Here is a 16,150-nt window from a genome sequence, read left to right as displayed (position 1 = left end):
TGTTACCCGCGCTACGCGCGTCTTCGACGGACGCGACCCGCAGCCGTGAACACCTGACGTCGGTTTCGCTCCCTGCGGCAGGCAGCCAGACCATATGAAGTGGTTGGTCGATGCCTCGACCCCGGAGCAAGAACGAGCTCAATTGGGCCGGCCACGCGATCATGGCGCTTCGCTTCGTGCCCGTTGTCGGGGACTGCTGCAGGTTCGGTTGACTCCTGACCTGTGAGGACGTGCTCCTCGCTGGAAGGATGTCGATCATGCCCAGGCCCTGTCCGGAGGAGTTCCGACGCGACGTGGTCGCGGTCGCTCGTCGCGGGGAGATCCCGTTGACGCAGGTCGCGAAGGACTTTGGGATCTCCGAAGGAACCGTGACGAACTGGTTGCGCCGCGCGGACGTCGACGACGGCGTCAAGCCCGGCGTCACGACCGTGGAGAACGCGGAGCTTCGAGAACTGCGGAAACGGAACCGGCTGCTTGAGCAGGAGAACGAGATCCTGCGCCGAGCGGCCGCGTATCTCTCGCAAGCGCACCTCCCAAGATGATGTACCCGCTGGTCCTCGAACTCGCCGCCGACCGGATCCCGGTCGCGGTGACCTGCCGGGTGCTGAGCTTCACAAAGCAGGCGTTCTATGCCTGGCGGAAAGGCCCCGTAAGTAGACGCGATTGGGTGAACGCTCACCTGACCAACGCCGCCGTCGACGCGCACCGGGACGACCCGACGTTCGGGTACCGGTTCATCGCCGACGACCTCGCCGCAGCCGGCCACCTCGTGTCGGAACGGCGCGTCTGGCGCCTGTGCTCACAGCAGCGACTCTGGTCTCTGCACGCGAAGAAGCGGGGTCTGAACCGGAAAGCGGGACCACCCGTGCACGACGACCGGGTGCAGCGTGCGTTCACAGCGCCGGACATCGACAAGCTGTGGCTGACCGACATCACCGAACACAACACGAGCGAGGGCAATCTGTACCTCTGCGCCGTGAAAGACGCTTGCTCCCGACGCATCGTGGGGTACTCCATCGGCTCTCGGATGCGTTCCTCGCTCGCCGTCGCGGCGCTGCAGATGGCGATCTCTCGACGGAATCCGATCGGAACAGTGGTTCATTCCGATAGGGGCAGTCAGTTTCGTTCCAAGCGATTCGTCCGCTCGCTCAGCGACGCAGGACTGCTCGGCTCGATGGGCCGGGTCGGCGCGTGCGCGGACAACGCGGCGATGGAGTCCTTCTTCGCGCTCCTGCAGAAGAACGTCCTGAACCGGCGCCGGTGGGCGAGCAGGGAGCAGCTGCGCGTCGCGATCGTGCACTGGATCGAGGGGACCTACCACCGGAAGCGTCGACAGCGGGGCTCGGGAAATTGACGCCCATCGAGTACGAAGCAATCATCAACCCACAGGTCGCACTCGCGGCCTAAACGGACGAGTCAACGAAAGCTGCAGCAGTCCCTCGTTTCTCGAGTCTCGCGATGCGTCGACGCTCCTGTCCGGCGTGGCGCACCTGTGACACCAGGGCAAGTACCTGGCGGAACTTCAAGGACGGCACATAAGCCGACACCAGGGCTCGCCCCACGACGGGTAACTCGAGGGCGGTTGGGCATGCCACGAGCAACGGACGGTGCTCAGGCTGAAACTTGCCCTTGAAGCGAGCCAGCGATGCGAAGCCGTACGCGGGCTCGAGCAGGCGCCCTAGGACATCCCTGCCACGCCCTGCCAACCCGCGAGGGCCTGACATTGGTTCCACTGCTTGTCCGGAGCGCGCGAGAGGTGTCCCGGACAGACTGAGCGACTCCAGACCCTCGGCCGCGGAATCGAGGGCGGCATGGACGATGAGGAACTCAATGGTGCCGGGCATGGCGGACCGTCCCCGGCGCATGACATCGAGGGTGAGTCCCACGAGCTGACCCCGGCGGTACACAGGGAGCCAACTCGTCACGCCGTGCAGCTGACCCGTGGTGTCGACGGCCACCAGCAACCGGACTGCGGGATCGTCCATCTCGGGGAGACCACCAAGTGTGAAGCCCATCTCTGGCAGCTCTTTCTGCGAAACCCACCCCTGGGAGAGCGCGACCACCTGGCGACGCATCGCCGGGTTCAGATTGGAAAACGAGGTCCATTCCGCGGTGACACCCACACGCGCTGCCCGGTTAACCGCGGTGCGGAGGTCGGTGCGCTTCTTTCCCTTGAGCGAGAAGGTCGCAAGGTCGAGCACGGATTCCTCGGCGACTTGCGTCACTGTCCAACCCAGCTCGGCGAAGATGCCCTCGTGGGCGGCGTGGACGCTGTAGAAGGCCGGGACCAGCGCAAGACGGGAACACTCGCGTGCGAAGCCCTTGATCGTTTCGGCGGCGTCCTCCGGGGAGCAGATAGGGTCCGAGACAGTGAGAGCAACGCCGTTGCAAGCCCGGTAGGCCACTGCGCTCTTGCCATCGTCGGAGAACCATGTGCTCGTGCCATCCCAGGTGCCCATCCATCCCAGGCTGCCAGCGTCGCCCCGTTGGAGCGCATCCACGAGGCGCTCGTGCTCTGCCTGCAGCACGGGTGCCGCGGATCGGCGAACGAACGCCTGTCGACGGCGCACGAGGACGACGAGCGCCGCAAGGGGTATCAGCCACAGCAGCAAGATGCTCAACTGCCACTCGACGTCGCCGAACGGTACATCGGCCCATGTGAACCATCTTTCGCGCACGGAATCGACGGTGAGCCGCCAGACGATGGCAGCGATGATGACTGCGAGCACGACGACGGCCACGACGAGCCCGAGCCACCGCCCCCGAAGCACCGCGGCTGAGGCTACGAGCAGCAGGATCACGGCGATTGGAGTGGCGACTGGACCGAGCGCGTACACGACGGGGCTCGCAACTCCGTGAGCGTCACGTCCGCCGCCAACGGCAAGGCCGATACCGAGTCCGACGAGAAGGGCTGCGGCCGTTACGCGAGCACGGTCGGCGTCAACGTCCTGCCACGAGGACCTTGGATTGCGTGGAACAACCCAGCCACCGCTCGCGGCGGCGGCTCCGACGCCGACCAGTACGACAGCGTCCGATGCGTGACCACGAAACAGAACCATCGAGAAGGCGGCAGTCAGCACGAGAACGGGCACGAGGCGGTCCCACGGTGCCGCGAATTTCCGGGCCGCTACGACGAGCACGCCCGCGGCGCCTGCGAATGGAGCCCAAAGGGAGTCAATCGAGGCCAACGAAGCGAACGCTTCGCCCAGCCGGGTGAACAGTGCAAGGCCGAGACCCACCACGGCGAAAGCGGTCGCAGCTGAGCCGAGGGCGAGCAGCACGGTACGGACGGGGCCTGCGATACGAGCCACGGCGCCGACGGTCAGGACTGCGAGAGCTGTCCGAGTGAGGTCACGGACGAGTGCGGGCCCGGCCCAACCCTCATGAACGCCGATGAAAACTGCAGCCGTCCCGAGCAGCAGGGCGTAAGCGCTGACAGCGATCAAAAGTCGAGGAGACCGAAAACCACGGACGGGGCGGAGGAAGGACAGGAAGGGGGAGGCCGGCACCCCTTCAGCTTCGACCATAGAACCGTGGAGCATTCCGCAAAGAGACCTCTACGCAGGAGGAGATCCAAGCCGCCGTCGCTAGAGGCTCCGGTGCGATCTCGGCATCAGTCCGCGATACGTCGCCCCGGCGCCGAGTGCCGGCGGTCAGAGCTTCGTGATTGCGTCACCTGACGCAGCAGCAGCCGCTTTCCAATCGATGTTCGCGTAAGCAACAGCGGCATGCAACTTCACCCGGCCATGCACTGCTGCTTCCGTCGCCGCGAAGAGCGGCTTCTCGAACCCGCCACCGGTGCCGGTGCCCGTGTCATGCCGACCGTCACTGGTCGGATCCTCGCGTGACTATGAACGCATCAAACAGATCTCGCTCGGAGGTGTCGGCGGTTGTCGCGTCGAGCATGATGCCGTCGCGGTCCTTCGGCACGTCGATGGGGATCCGGGTGGTTGCCCCGCAGTGGACGTTCGCTTGGCCGATGAGCGAGTTGGTGTCGAACGAGTCGCCGTACTCGTCGTGCTTGCTCGTGATGTCGTGGATTGCGAGGTGCACCACCTTTGTGGATCGGCAGACGGCGAGCACGTCGTACGGGCCAGCGAGGTCGGTCTGCAGTGCGACGCCTGCGCGGGCCTGTTTCCTATCATCGTCGTCGACGATGAGCTGCCCGCCGCCTCCGCCGTGGTCGCCGGCGAGCTGGGATGACATCTGTTCGAGCCAGTCCTGCCCGTAGTCCTGTGGGAGGCCGTTCCCGGAGCTGTGACTGGTACAGCCGGCAATGAGGAGCGCCAAGCCAACGGTCAGGAGTGCGGCGACCAGTCGTGGGTGGGTGTTCAGCACTCGCCGATCGTGCCTACTGACAGCGGCTCGGCTACCCCGTCATCGCGGGGTCCTGCTCGAACTGTGAGGGACTGCCGCAGGTCCGGTTGATGTTCCTAGGCCGCGCATCTAGACCGTGAGCAGCGCGAAGCAGTGGTTAGCTTCGATTCGGCCCGCCACGGGAGGCAGCTGCGAAGGCCTGCACTGGGCTGCGCGCTCGCGGGACGGACGAGGGCGCTTCAGGCACCAGCTCGGACGAACTCCGGCCGTCCTACTCCCGAGGAGCGGCGCCGCGGCACGGAGCCATATGGGCGAGATCTGCACCACAGAAGCACCAGGACCACTCCCCTAAGCAAGAAAACCCCCGCGTGAACGGGGGTTTTCTATGGCGGTACCGGTGGGATTTGAACCCACGGTGGAGTTGCCCCCACACATGTTTTCGAGACATGATCCTTCGGCCGCTCGGACACGGTACCGGGAAAGAGTTTACACGATCCGGGAGGCCCGTGATGACACCCCGGGTCGGCTCGCCCTCCACAGGCGGTCACCTGCAGGGCTCTCCCCACACCCACAGGTCCTCCTCGTCTCCGGCAAGACCGGCGGGCGTACCGTCCACGGCATGAGATCCCGCACGCTCATCGCACTCCTCACCTCCGTCGTCGGCAGCCTCGGCGTCGTCGGCGCCGCAGCCGTCGGTGCCCGCGCCGGCGTGAAGGGCCAACGGGCAGCGGCGCAACGGGTCGTCGACATGCTCCCGATCCACGCCGACTGGTGGCGGGAACGGCAGCAGCACGAGGGGCAGCTGCTCTACGTGGCGATCGGTGACTCGGCAGCGCAGGGCGTCGGTGCAACCGCACCTGGGCGTGGCTACGTGGGGCTGCTCGCACGGCGCATCCGGCACCGTTCCCACATGTCTGTCCGGGTGGTGAACCTCAGCGTCTCCGGTTCGACGACGTGGGGCGCGAAGCGTGATCAACTGCCGAAGCTCCGGCACTACGCCCCCGACGTCTGCACGGTGTCGATCGGGGCGAACGACATCGCCGACTTCGACCCGGACAAGTTCGAGCGGAACATCCGGGCGATCTACGGTGCGGTGCCGTCGCACGCCGTGGTGGCCGAGCTGCCGTGCATGTTCGTGCCGGACCGGGAGCGCAAGGTGGCGGTGGCGAACGAGATCGTGCACCGGGTGGCCGACGAGTTCGGGCTGACGGTGGCGCCGCTGCACACCATCACGAAGCGGGTCGGGCTCCGTCGGACCTTCTTCAACAGCTACGGCGACCTGTTCCACCCGAACGACCGCGGCTACGAGATCTGGGCGAGCGCGTTCGAGCCCGCGGTTGACGCGCGGGTCGACACTGTGGCAGCGATCCGGCACTACCTGTCCGTGCGCGAGGCCGAGAACCTCGGTCGTGAAGCCGGGGCGGTGGCGAACGCCCGCGCCGAGCAGGACACCGACGGGGCCGAAGCACTCGATCACGCCTCGCGCCAGGGTCCGGGGCCGGTCGAGCGCCTGCGCCACCGGATGACCGGGTCGATCGCGCTGCCCGACGAACGAGACCAGACGGACGAGTCGGACGAGCCGGGCGACCGCGCCGGTGATGTCGGCCGTACGGCCTAGCCTCGACGACATGGCGCGCCCGCAGTCCCTCTACCGTTGCACCGAGTGCGGCTGGACCAGCATCAAGTGGGTCGGCCGGTGCGGTGAGTGCCAGACCTGGGGCACCGTCGAGGACAGCTCTGCAGCGTCGGCGAGCACCCGCGGTACCGCGGCGGTCGCCGTCACCGGTGCCCGGGCCGCGCGACCGATCACCGAAGCCCGCGGCACCTCCGTGCAGCGCTGGCAGACCGGCATCGGCGAGTTCGACCGCGTCCTCGGCGGCGGCGTGGTGCCGGGTGCCGCGGTCCTGCTGAGCGGCGAGCCCGGCGTCGGCAAGTCGACCCTGCTGCTCGAGGTCGCCTCCCGAGCCGCAGCCTCGGGCAAGCGCGTCCTCTACGTCAGCGCCGAAGAGTCCGTCGACCAGGTCCGACTCCGTGCCGAACGCACCGGGGCGATGCACGACGACCTGTACTTGGCGAGCGAGGTCGACCTCGGCGTGATCATCGGCCAGATCGACCAGGTCCAGCCCGACCTGCTCATCGCCGACTCCGTGCAGACCATCTCGTCGAGCTCGATCGACGGCATCGCGGGTGGCACGTCACAGGTGCGCGAGGTCGCCTCGACCCTGATCCGCATCGCGAAGGACCGCGCCCTGCCCGTCCTCATCGTCGGCCACGTCACGAAGGACGGCACGATCGCCGGCCCGCGGCTCCTGGAGCACCTGGTCGACGTCGTCTGCCACTTCGAGGGCGACCGGCAGACCGCACTGCGCTTCGTCCGGGCGCTCAAGAACCGCTTCGGCCCCACCGACGAGGTCGGGTGCTTCGACATGGGCGGCGACGGCATCCACGAGGTCCCCGACCCGAGCGGCCTCTTCATGTCGAAGAACGCCACCCCGGTGTCCGGCACCTGCGTCACCGTCGCACTCGAGGGGCGTCGCGCGCTGCCGGTCGAGGTGCAGGCGCTCATCGTCCCGAGCTCGGCGCCCCAGCCCCGCCGGGTCGTGAACGGTGTCGATGCCTCCCGTGTCGCGATGCTGCTCGCGGTCCTCGAACGCCGCGCCGGCCTCAAGCTGTCCGACGCCGACGTCTACGTGTCCACGGTGGGCGGTATGAAGCTCACGGAGCCCGGTGCCGACCTGGCGATCGCACTGGCTCTCGCGAGCGCCGCACGAGACCGCCCGTACCCGCACACACTCGCGGCCGTCGGCGAGATCAGCCTCGCCGGCGAGATCCGTCCGGCCACGGGCACGAAGCAGCGCGTGAACGAGGCCACCCGCCTCGGCTTCACGACCGTGCTCGGCTCGGACTCCGGGCATCTGCGCGAAGCCCTGCGTGTGGCGTTCTCGATGACGCAGTCCCCGCGCGAACGCGAGCTCGACCGCGCGTTCTGAGACGCTACGCGCGCAAAGCGGCCAGCAGGTCCGCCGGCGCGGCCTGCATCGTGTGCGGGCCGGCGATGTCGAAGAACACGCCCTCGAGCATGTCGAGGTGGGCGGCCAGGAACTCCTCGAGCCGCGGCCCGTCGTAGACCATGACCTGCCGGATCTTCTCGTCCGGCACCATCGCCGTGTAGGCGTCCGCCGACGAGAACAGCAGCAGGATGCGCTTGTCCGACCCTTCACGGCCGAACACCCGCACCTGCATGTCCTTCTTGCCGGTGACGAGTCGGGGGACGATCACGATGTCGTGGCGGAGCGCGAACGCCACCGCAGCGACGTCCTGCTTCGCGAGGGCTTCCTCGAGCTGTTCGCTCCGGAAGCGCTGTTCCTTGTCTGCCATCAGCTCAATTCCACCAGATTTTCGTCGTTCCGTGACGCACGGGTAGCCAGTCGGCCCAGAGCACGCTAGCCTGATGGAACCGCTTCGGCGGCGCTCAACGTCCGGGCGAGGTGGTTTGCCCCTCAACCCGGGCCCCAGGGTCACTGGCCGACAGGCCTGGCCCCGAACCCGTCCCGCCGGCACCTGCCCGCGTGGCGCATTACCCCCGTCGACGTACGTCGGGGTCTCCGTCGGTGCATCTGCACCTTGGCGGAAGCAAGAAAGCTAAGGAAACGCCATCATGGCATCTACCGGTACCGTCAAGTGGTTCAACAACGAAAAGGGCTTCGGCTTCATCGCCCCGGACGACGGCAGCGCTGACGTCTTCGCGCACTTCTCTGCGATTGCTGGCAACGGCTACAAGTCGCTCGAGGAGAACCAGAAGGTGGAGTTCGACATCACCGAGGGCCGCAAGGGCCCGCAGGCGGAGAACATCACCGTCCTCGGCTGATCACATCAGCTTGAACAGGCCCCGTCGTCTTCGGACGACGGGGCCTGTTGCTGTTCCCGGCGCCCCTGCTCGGCGCAGCGCAGCCGGAGCGGATCAGAACCGAGAACCCGGTTACTGCAGGATGAACTGCACCGAACTCTTCGACTCGAGGTTCCCGACGGCGACCTGCAGGTGGTAGCTCGCGCCTCCCGCGGTGACCGCCGGCCGTGACGAGTCGCACGTCGACGTGGACGAGCGGGTCCGGTCCCAGGCGATCGCCGGGGTCGTGAGCGTCTGACCGGACTTGATCGTGACGTCCTGGTTCGTGCCGCCGGTCTGGCAGTCCTTCGACGACCAGTACTGCTCCTGGCCCGAGCTGATCGTCAGCACCTGCTGCGCCGATCCGAGGTCCAGGTGGCACGAGTTCGTGCCGGAGTTCTTGATGGACATCGCGATCTTCGGGTCCTCGGTGGGGCCGTAGGCCGACTTGTCGAGCACGGGGGTCAGGACGATCTGGTCCTTCGTGCAGGTCGAGCCGTCGGCAGCAGCGGGCTTCGACGCAGAAGCCGAGGCGGAAGCCGACGGCTTCGGCGCAGCGGACCGCGAGGACCCGGAACCGGCCGTGGACCCATCGGACGATGCACCGGCCGCAGACCCAGCCGCAGCAGAGGCCGACGCACTCGGCGCCGCCGACGTGGCCCCGCTCCCCCGCCCGACGACGATGAGCACGACGACCAGGACGACGACCAGCAGCGCCCCGAGCACGAGCGCCCGGCGACGCCAGTAGACGACCGGCTTCTCGGGCCCGACGGGGTGACGCAACGACGACATGCGCACAGGGTAGACAACGGCGCGGTCCGCACGCGGCCACCCCGCCGGTCGGCACGAGAAAGCGTCAGAGGTTCTTCAGCATGCGGGTGTTGCCGAGGGTGTTCGGCTTGACCCGGGCGAGGTCGAGGAACTCCGCGACCCCTTCGTCCGACGAGCGGACCAGTTCGGCGTAGACGTCCGGTGAGACGACGCTCTCGCCGATCTCCAGGTACCCGTGCTTCGCGAAGAAGTCGACCTCGAAGGTCAGGCAGAAGATCCGGGCGACTCCGAGTTCACGGGCGTCGTGCTCGAGCGCTTCGAGCATCCGGTGCCCGACGCGCTTGTGGATCCACTGCTCGTCCAGGGCGAGCGTGCGCACCTCGGCGATGTCGTCCCAGAAGACGGCGAGCGCACCACACCCGATGGGGGTGCCGTCGGGCCCTTCGGCGATCCGGAACTGCTGGATCGATCCGTACAGGGCGACGTTCTCCTTGCCGAGCAGGATGCGCCGGTCGACGTAGGGGGCGATGAGCCGCTGGATGTGCGGGACGTCCGAGGCGAGCGCCGGACGCACGAGGATCCCGTGGTCGTCGCGCTCGTGGAACGCGTGCTTCCCGTGCTCTGTCATCCGCCCCACACTACTGCGCGACGCCGGACGCGCACGCCGCCCGCGACGACGCCCGGACGGTACCGCAGGGGGACAGCGCTGCTGAGTGCCGCCCAGGTCGATCGGCCTACCGTCCGGTACATGCCTCAGATCATCGAAACCGTCGACGTCAACGTCCCCGTCCGCCCGGCCTACGACCAGTGGACCCGTTTCGAGGAGTTCCCGCACTTCCTCGACGAGGTCGAGAAGATCGTCCAGGTGGACGACAAGACCACCGACTGGACCGTCAAGGTCGCCGGCCAGGAGCGCCAGTTCCGCGCCCTCATCACGGAGCAGCACCCCGACGAGCGTGTCGCCTGGACCGTGAAGGACGGCGAGACCGAGCACGCCGGTGTTGTCACCTTCCACAAGCTCTCCGACACCGAGACCCGCGTCACCGTGCAGATCGACTGGGAGCCCTCCGGCATCCTCGAGAAGCTCGGCTCCGCCGTGGGCGTCGGCGGCCACGCCGTCAAGAAGGACCTGCAGAACTACAAGGAGCGCGTCGAGAACGCACCGACCCAGCCGGGCTGGCGCGGCGACGTGCAGGCGTAGTCCGCACCACACGACGGACGGGAGGCGCGGTGCCAGCTGGCACCGCGCCTCCCGTTCGTTCGTCCCCCGTTCGGCATCCCCCCATCGAAATGCCGACCTGACGAGCGAGCGCGAGCCTGGCAGAGTGGTGACACCGGCCGACGCGCTGGATCAGTTTTATCATGTCTGAGACAGATGTGAGAGTGGGGACACGTGATCGAGTACAACGACGACGACGCACACCGTCGGGAACTGTCGCGCAAACTGCAGCTCCTGATGGACGTCGTCGAGGCCAACTCGGGCCAGCGACCCCCGTACAAGGAGATCGCCGCCGAGATCGAGGCGCAGGGTGCGTCGATGAGCCGACCGCGCTGGGGCTACATGCTCGGCGGCAACGGTCCGGCCGTCCGAGACCAGCGACTCCTGGCCGCCCTGGCGACCTACTTCGGCGTCCCGGCGGAGTACCTGACCGACGCGGCCGGCAACACGGACGTGCCGGAGCGGGTGCAGGCGCAGCTGGAACTCGTGCTCGAACTCCGCAAGCGCGAGGTCGTCGCGTTCGCCACCCGGCGTCTCGGCGAGTTCGCCTCGGCGGACGAGATCCGCGACTTCACCGACCACCTGCGTCGCCTCGACGAGTCGGGCGGCACCCCGTGAGCGGGTACCGCGACCGCTTCGACGCCCTGCGTCGGCAGACCGAGGCCCGTCGCCGCGTGCAGCGCCTCGGGCTCCCCCGTCGGCTGTCCCTGCCGGAGCTGACCGCCCGTGCCGAGGCGGCGCTCGGCAAGCCGATCCTCGTGCGCACCACGGAGCTGCCGGGCGACCTGTCCGCGCGGCTCATCCAGCGCACCGACCACGCCCTGCTCGAGACCCGCCCCGGGCTGTCCGAGCGCTCCCGGGTGGCGTGCGTGCTGCACGAACTCGCCCACGTGTTCATGGACGACACCGGCTGCGACCACCAGGCGTACACGGGGCTGCTCAGCGGCCGGACGGCGTTCACCCGCTCGCTGGACACCCCGCACGAACAGGCCGTCGAGCTCGTCGCCGACCAGCTCGCGCTGCGGATCGGGCTGCTCGACCCCGAGGGCCAGCCCGGGATCTTCCGGTGACGCGGTGACGCTGCACGTCTGGGGGTCGATCCCGGTCTGGCTGATCCTGGCGGTGCTGGTCGCCCGGCTGCTCCTGGTGCGCACCCAGTCCGCCAGCGTCACCTGGCTGATGGTCTGCTGCAGCTGCGTCGCCGTCGGGCTCACGATCAACCAGCCCGACGTCACGACGTTCCTCGCCGGCGTGACGCACGTGCCGAACATCGCCGACCTGATCGGCCGCTGCCTGATGGTGTGCGGCATGTTCGCCCTCGCGCAGTCGGTCGAGGCTGCGGCACGCTCCGCCAAGCTCCTGCGCGCCAGCCGCATCATCGGCTGCGTGCTCGTGCTCGTCGCCCTCGTCGTGCTGTTCAGCCTCATCGACGCACCGACCCCGACGGCGCAGTTCATGGTGGCCTACGGCGACCAGCTGCCGACCGCGCTCTACTCGGCGGTGGAAATGACCTACATCGCCATCGTCATCGCCCGGTCGGCCGTCGCCGTGCTGCGCGGCTTCCGGAGCGGTGACGGGCTCGGCCGCCTGTACTGGCTCTTCGTCGTCGGTGCCGGCGGCCTCGTGCTGCTCGCCGGCATCGCGATCGCCCTCGACGCCGTGCACGTCGCCGGCGCCGACGGTGCGGTCGGGGTCCTGTCGAAGCTCTACACCCCGGTGTTCCTCGGCTCCATGGTCCTGCTCGCCATCGGCGCGGCCGGTGGCGTGCTGCCCGACGCCGCACGGGAGTTCCGCGACTGGCGGGCCGCCCGACGCCGGTTCCGCGTGCTCGAACCGGAACTCCGGCGGCTCGAGACGGCATCGGGCAACACCGGGCTCTACTTCACGATCGTGTGGCAGCGTCGCCAGTGGCGGAGTCGGCAGCACCGACTGTCCGTCGAGATCGAAGACCGCGCGCGCGAGGCCGGGCAGGACGTCCCGGCCGCTGCGACGCTCACCACGGCACGACTCAGGGAGATCACATGACCGGCGCACGCATCACGGCACTCGGTACCGCGGCAGGAGCGGTCGGCACGCTCGGACTCGGTGCCTTCGTCGCACGGCGGCTGCTGTTCCCGACGCCGTACACGGCGACCGCCACGGTCCGCAGCGCCACGGACACCGAGGTCGAGCTGACCGCCACCCGCGACACCCGCCTGCCGGGCACCTACGACCTGCAGCGCGACGACACCAGGGTGCAGGTCGGCGCGATCACCACCGCGAGCACGGCGACCGGGACCCGCAGCGACGGTGACACCGTCCACCGCAGCGTCACCGCCCCCGTGGCGACCGGTGCGTGGGGCTGGGACGCCCTGCGGTACGACGGACCGGACGACGTCCCCGGTACCGAGCCCGAGGCCGCCACGACCCACGTGGTCCACGTGCACGGCCAGTCCCTCGGCCCGCGCCAGGTCCTGCGCGGTGTCGGCGTCTGGCGTGCGCTCGGCGCCTCGTCCGAGGTCGTCGACACCACCGATCTGCCGCTCCGCTCCCTCGACGCCGGGGCAGCGGACCGCATCGTCGCCGCCGTCCGGGCCGCCCGGGCCCGTGGTGCACAACTCGTCGTGCTGCAGGGCTGGTCCGCCGGCGCGCTCGCCTGCTCCGTCGCCGCCGCACGCGTCGACGTCGACGGACTCGTGGCGGTCTCACCCCTGCTCGACGTCGCCTCGGCACTCCGCGGGGCCGTCCGCGGCGCGCACCTGCCCGGGTTCGTCGGCACGGTCGCCGCACGCATCGCGACCACGAACGTGCTGTCGCGGCTCGCCGGTGCCCCGACCCCCGTCACGACGACCACCTGGCAGGACTCGTCGACGCCGACGCTGCTGATCCACTCCGAGGCCGACGCCCTGGTCGCGGCCGACGACGTCGCCGACGCCGCGCGGCAGGGCGCCACCACGGTCACGTTCCGCACGGCACCGCACACGCTCGAGTGGAACGAGGACCCGGAGCGCTGGGAGCGCGCCGTCCGCGACTTCGCCGCACAGCTGCCCGACGCCTCCTGACGCAGCGGTCACCCGCGCGGCCGCGCGGCCGACCCGAACTACCCCCGGACGTGCAACGGCCCCGGTCTGCGAACAGACCGGGGCCGGCTGCGTCTCGATCCGTTGGGGGGAACCGATCGAGCGCGACGCGCGAGGAGTTGGGGGGAACGTCTCGCGCGTTGACATCACAGTACCCCCGGACGGGGGTCCGTGGCCGCAAGGACGCGCAGATCGGCGATACGGGATCTGGACGCGACCCGAGAACGGACAGGAGGCCCGGTGCCAGCTGGCACCGAGCCTCCTGTCCGTGGGGTGTCAGGTCCTAGGACTCGATCTCACCCTGGGGCGTGTCGGTCGCGGCCTCGACCGCGGCTGCACCGGCGAGGACCTCTTCGCGGCCCGGCTGACGCCCGGTCTCGAAGTGGAACGCACCGTCGACGAAGTCGACCTTCACGTGGTCGCCAGCGTTGAGCTCACCCTGCAGGATGTGCTCGGACAGCTGGTCCTCGACCTCGTGCTGCATCGCGCGACGCAGGGGCCGCGCACCGAGGGACGGGTCGAACCCGACCTTGATGAGCTGCTCCTTGGCCGGCAGCGTGAGCTCGACGGTCATGTCGCGGTCGAGCAGGCGGTCGGCCAGACGCTTCACGAACAGGTCCACGATCTGCAGCAGCTCGGGCTGCGACAGCTGCGGGAACACGATCGTGTCGTCGACACGGTTCAGGAACTCGGGCTTGAAGTGCTTCTTGAGCTCCTCGTTGACCTTGCCGCGCATGCGGTCGTAGCCGACTGCCGAGTCACCCTCGACCTGGAAGCCCACCGGGCCACCGGCGATGCCCTGCGAACCGAGGTTCGTGGTCATGATGATGACGGTGTTCTTGAAGTCGACCACGCGGCCCTGACCGTCGGTGAGACGGCCTTCCTCGAGCACCTGCAGCAGCGAGTTGAAGATGTCCGGGTGGGCCTTCTCGATCTCGTCGAACAGGACCACGGAGAACGGCTTGCGGCGCACCTTCTCGGTGAGCTGGCCGCCCTCCTCGAACCCGACGAACCCGGGAGGGGCACCGAACAGGCGGGACACGGTGTGCTTCTCACCGAACTCCGACATGTCGAGGGAGATCAGCGCACCCTCGTCGTCGAACAGGAACTCGGCGAGGGCCTTGGCGAGCTCGGTCTTCCCGACGCCCGTGGGGCCGGCGAAGATGAACGAGCCGGAGGGACGGTTCGGGTCCTTCAGGCCGGCACGGGTCCGGCGGATGGTCTTGGACAGGGCCGAGATGGCCTCTTCCTGACCGATGACGCGCTCGTGCAGTGCCTTCTCCATGAAGACGAGACGCGAGGTCTCCTCTTCGGTGAGCTTGAACACCGGGATGCCCGTGGCCTGGGCCAGGACCTCGGCGATGATGCCCTCGTCGACGGTGCCGGACGCGGCGACGTCACCCGCACGCCACTGCTTCTCGAGGCGGAGACGCTCGCCGAGGAGCTTCTTCTCCTCGTCGCGCAGGCTCGCGGCCTTCTCGAAGTCCTGCTCCTCGATGGCGGCTTCCTTCGACCCGCGGACCGTCGAGATCTTCTCGTCGAACTCGCGGAGCTCCGGCGGCGCCGACAGGATCGACAGACGCAGGCGAGCGCCGGCCTCGTCGATCAGGTCGATCGCCTTGTCCGGCAGGAAGCGGTCCTGCACGTAGCGGTCCGCCAGGTTCGCCGCGGCGACGATCGCGCCGTCGGTGATGGACACCTTGTGGAACGCCTCGTACTTGTCGCGCAGACCCTTGAGGATGTTGATCGCGTGGGGCAGCGACGGCTCGTTGACCTGCACCGGCTGGAAGCGACGCTCGAGTGCGGCGTCCTTCTCGAAGTGCTTGCGGTACTCGTCGAGCGTGGTGGCACCGATGGTCTGGAGCTCACCGCGGGCGAGGAGCGGCTTGAGGATCGAGGCAGCGTCGATCGCGCCCTCGGCTGCACCGGCACCGACGAGCGTGTGGATCTCGTCGATGAAGACGATGATGTCGCCGCGGGTGCGAATCTCCTTCGTGACCTTCTTCAGGCGCTCCTCGAAGTCACCGCGGTAGCGGGACCCGGCGATGAGCGATCCGAGGTCGAGCGAGTAGAGCTGCTTGTCCTTCAGCGTCTCGGGCACGTCGCCCTTGACGATCGCCTGGGCGAGGCCCTCGACGACGGCGGTCTTGCCGACGCCGGGCTCACCGATCAGGACGGGGTTGTTCTTGGAGCGGCGGGAGAGGATCTGCATGACCCGCTCCATCTCTTTCTCGCGCCCGATGACTGGGTCGAGCTTGCCGTCGCGCGCGGCCTGGGTGAGGTTCCGACCGAACTGGTCGAGGACCTGCGAACCCTGCTGCGCGTTCTGCTGCTGCTCGCCGCCGACGGCGACCGCTTCCTTGCCCTGGTAGCCGGACAGGAGCTGGATGACCTGCTGGCGCACCCGGTTCAGGTCGGCGCCGAGCTTCACGAGGACCTGGGCTGCGACACCCTCGCCCTCGCGGATCAGGCCGAGCAGGATGTGCTCCGTGCCGATGTAGTTGTGGCCGAGCTGCAGCGCCTCGCGCAGGGACAGCTCGAGCACCTTCTTGGCGCGCGGCGTGAACGGGATGTGCCCGGTCGGCTGCTGCTGGCCCTGCCCGATGATGTCCTGGACCTGCTCGCGCACGGCGTCGAGCGAGATGCCCAGCGACTCCAGCGCCTTGGCGGCGACGCCCTCGCCCTCGTGGATGAGGCCGAGGAGGATGTGCTCGGTGCCGATGTAGTTGTGGTTGAGCATCTTCGCTTCTTCTTGAGCGAGGACGACAACACGACGGGCCCGGTCGGTGAATCTCTCGAACATGTGCTCTCCCTTGGCCCCTGATGAGCGGAGCCGACGCTGTGCCGGTCTCGTGTGAGTCCGGCCAAGTACTTCGAGAGTAACCAGCGCTCCCCCCG

The 16,150-nt window shown here is 68.5% G+C and carries 14 protein-coding genes, 1 tRNA gene and 1 pseudogene; 9 read left to right on the top strand and 7 right to left on the bottom strand.

Going from position 1 to position 16,150, the window contains the following annotated elements; genetic code table 11:
• Positions 1 to 257: 257 nt before the first annotated feature.
• Positions 258 to 1,407 (top strand): annotated as a pseudogene (locus DEJ19_RS01035) (IS3 family transposase).
• Here DEJ19_RS01035 and DEJ19_RS01030 read toward each other — a convergent pair.
• From DEJ19_RS01030 to DEJ19_RS01020, 3 genes are all read right to left on the bottom strand, one after another.
• A complete protein-coding gene (locus tag DEJ19_RS01030; RefSeq protein ID WP_181441646.1) occupies positions 1,404 to 3,311 on the bottom strand; it encodes a bifunctional lysylphosphatidylglycerol flippase/synthetase MprF in 1,908 nt (635 codons plus the stop codon). The pseudogene DEJ19_RS01035 and the gene DEJ19_RS01030 overlap by 4 nt on opposite strands.
• Positions 3,312 to 3,825: 514 nt before the next feature.
• Positions 3,826 to 4,338, bottom strand: a complete 513-nt coding sequence (locus DEJ19_RS01025; protein ID WP_111234249.1) for a hypothetical protein — start codon at positions 4,336 to 4,338, stop codon at positions 3,826 to 3,828.
• Positions 4,339 to 4,703: 365 nt separating this feature from the next.
• Positions 4,704 to 4,793: transfer RNA gene (locus DEJ19_RS01020), tRNA-Ser, on the bottom strand.
• 143 nt (positions 4,794 to 4,936) lie between these two features.
• On the opposite strand from DEJ19_RS01020, the gene DEJ19_RS01015 reads away from it, so the two are divergent.
• Together DEJ19_RS01015 and radA are read left to right on the top strand one after the other, a co-directional pair.
• Complete coding sequence (locus DEJ19_RS01015; RefSeq protein ID WP_111234248.1) at positions 4,937 to 5,935, top strand: SGNH/GDSL hydrolase family protein; 999 nt, start codon at positions 4,937 to 4,939, stop codon at positions 5,933 to 5,935.
• A gap of 10 nt (positions 5,936 to 5,945) precedes the next feature.
• Complete coding sequence (radA, locus tag DEJ19_RS01010) at positions 5,946 to 7,307, top strand: DNA repair protein RadA (RefSeq protein WP_181441645.1); 1,362 nt, start codon at positions 5,946 to 5,948, stop codon at positions 7,305 to 7,307.
• Positions 7,308 to 7,311: 4 nt separating this feature from the next.
• On the opposite strand, the gene DEJ19_RS01005 is transcribed toward radA, so the two are convergent.
• Positions 7,312 to 7,695 carry an SseB family protein gene (locus DEJ19_RS01005; RefSeq protein ID WP_017887661.1) on the bottom strand — a complete coding sequence of 128 codons (384 nt, stop codon included), beginning with the start codon at positions 7,693 to 7,695 and terminating at the stop codon, positions 7,312 to 7,314.
• 280 nt (positions 7,696 to 7,975) lie between these two features.
• Here DEJ19_RS01005 and cspE point away from each other — a divergent pair, with 280 nt between their 5' ends.
• Positions 7,976 to 8,185 (top strand): transcription antiterminator/RNA stability regulator CspE, encoded by a 210-nt coding sequence (cspE, locus tag DEJ19_RS01000; RefSeq protein WP_017887662.1) that lies wholly within the window; start codon positions 7,976 to 7,978, stop codon positions 8,183 to 8,185.
• Between the two features lie 111 nt (positions 8,186 to 8,296).
• Here the strand turns inward: cspE and DEJ19_RS00995 are convergent, their stop codons facing one another.
• A complete protein-coding gene (locus DEJ19_RS00995; protein WP_111234246.1) occupies positions 8,297 to 8,995 on the bottom strand; it encodes a hypothetical protein in 699 nt (232 codons plus the stop codon).
• 64 nt (positions 8,996 to 9,059) lie between these two features.
• Positions 9,060 to 9,602, bottom strand: a complete 543-nt coding sequence (locus DEJ19_RS00990) for an amino-acid N-acetyltransferase (protein ID WP_071245253.1) — start codon at positions 9,600 to 9,602, stop codon at positions 9,060 to 9,062.
• Positions 9,603 to 9,722: 120 nt separating this feature from the next.
• Between DEJ19_RS00990 and DEJ19_RS00985 the strand changes: the two genes are divergently transcribed.
• From DEJ19_RS00985 to DEJ19_RS00965, 5 genes are all read left to right on the top strand, one after another.
• Positions 9,723 to 10,175, top strand: coding sequence for an SRPBCC family protein (locus tag DEJ19_RS00985; protein ID WP_110858523.1), 453 nt, complete (start codon positions 9,723 to 9,725; stop codon positions 10,173 to 10,175).
• 192 nt (positions 10,176 to 10,367) lie between these two features.
• A complete protein-coding gene (locus tag DEJ19_RS00980) occupies positions 10,368 to 10,811 on the top strand; it encodes a hypothetical protein (protein WP_035809351.1) in 444 nt (147 codons plus the stop codon).
• A complete protein-coding gene (locus DEJ19_RS00975) occupies positions 10,808 to 11,263 on the top strand; it encodes a hypothetical protein (RefSeq protein ID WP_071404519.1) in 456 nt (151 codons plus the stop codon). Before DEJ19_RS00980 ends, DEJ19_RS00975 begins: the two co-directional genes overlap by 4 nt.
• 4 nt (positions 11,264 to 11,267) lie before the next feature.
• Positions 11,268 to 12,218, top strand: a complete 951-nt coding sequence (locus tag DEJ19_RS00970; protein WP_111234245.1) for a hypothetical protein — start codon at positions 11,268 to 11,270, stop codon at positions 12,216 to 12,218.
• On the top strand, positions 12,215 to 13,234 hold the full coding sequence (locus DEJ19_RS00965) for an alpha/beta fold hydrolase (RefSeq protein ID WP_111234244.1): 1,020 nt from the start codon (positions 12,215 to 12,217) through the stop codon (positions 13,232 to 13,234). The genes DEJ19_RS00970 and DEJ19_RS00965 overlap by 4 nt, the downstream gene beginning before the upstream one ends.
• A 301-nt stretch (positions 13,235 to 13,535) precedes the next feature.
• On the opposite strand, the gene DEJ19_RS00960 is transcribed toward DEJ19_RS00965, so the two are convergent.
• A complete protein-coding gene (locus tag DEJ19_RS00960; RefSeq protein ID WP_027467068.1) occupies positions 13,536 to 16,055 on the bottom strand; it encodes an ATP-dependent Clp protease ATP-binding subunit in 2,520 nt (839 codons plus the stop codon).
• Positions 16,056 to 16,150 lie beyond the last annotated feature (95 nt).

The organism is Curtobacterium sp. MCSS17_016, from assembly GCF_003234255.2.
GTDB classification, from domain to species: Bacteria; Actinomycetota; Actinomycetes; order Actinomycetales; family Microbacteriaceae; genus Curtobacterium; species Curtobacterium flaccumfaciens.
Note: the sequence above shows the minus strand (reverse complement) of the source record. Positions and strands in the feature narration are given on the sequence as shown.

What these genes read in the sequence shown, in the direction of transcription:
- DEJ19_RS01015 (WP_111234248.1), top strand. Translation starts at nt 4,937, where the DNA reads ATGAGATCCCGCACGCTCATCGCACTCCTCACCTCCGTCGTCGGCAGC.
- radA (WP_181441645.1), top strand. Translation starts at nt 5,946, where the DNA reads ATGGCGCGCCCGCAGTCCCTCTACCGTTGCACCGAGTGCGGCTGGACC.
- DEJ19_RS01005 (WP_017887661.1), bottom strand. Translation starts at nt 7,695, where the DNA reads ATGGCAGACAAGGAACAGCGCTTCCGGAGCGAACAGCTCGAGGAAGCC.
- cspE (WP_017887662.1), top strand. Translation starts at nt 7,976, where the DNA reads ATGGCATCTACCGGTACCGTCAAGTGGTTCAACAACGAAAAGGGCTTC.
- DEJ19_RS00995 (WP_111234246.1), bottom strand. Translation starts at nt 8,995, where the DNA reads ATGTCGTCGTTGCGTCACCCCGTCGGGCCCGAGAAGCCGGTCGTCTAC.
- DEJ19_RS00990 (WP_071245253.1), bottom strand. Translation starts at nt 9,602, where the DNA reads ATGACAGAGCACGGGAAGCACGCGTTCCACGAGCGCGACGACCACGGG.
- DEJ19_RS00985 (WP_110858523.1), top strand. Translation starts at nt 9,723, where the DNA reads ATGCCTCAGATCATCGAAACCGTCGACGTCAACGTCCCCGTCCGCCCG.
- DEJ19_RS00965 (WP_111234244.1), top strand. Translation starts at nt 12,215, where the DNA reads ATGACCGGCGCACGCATCACGGCACTCGGTACCGCGGCAGGAGCGGTC.
- DEJ19_RS00960 (WP_027467068.1), bottom strand. Translation starts at nt 16,055, where the DNA reads ATGTTCGAGAGATTCACCGACCGGGCCCGTCGTGTTGTCGTCCTCGCT.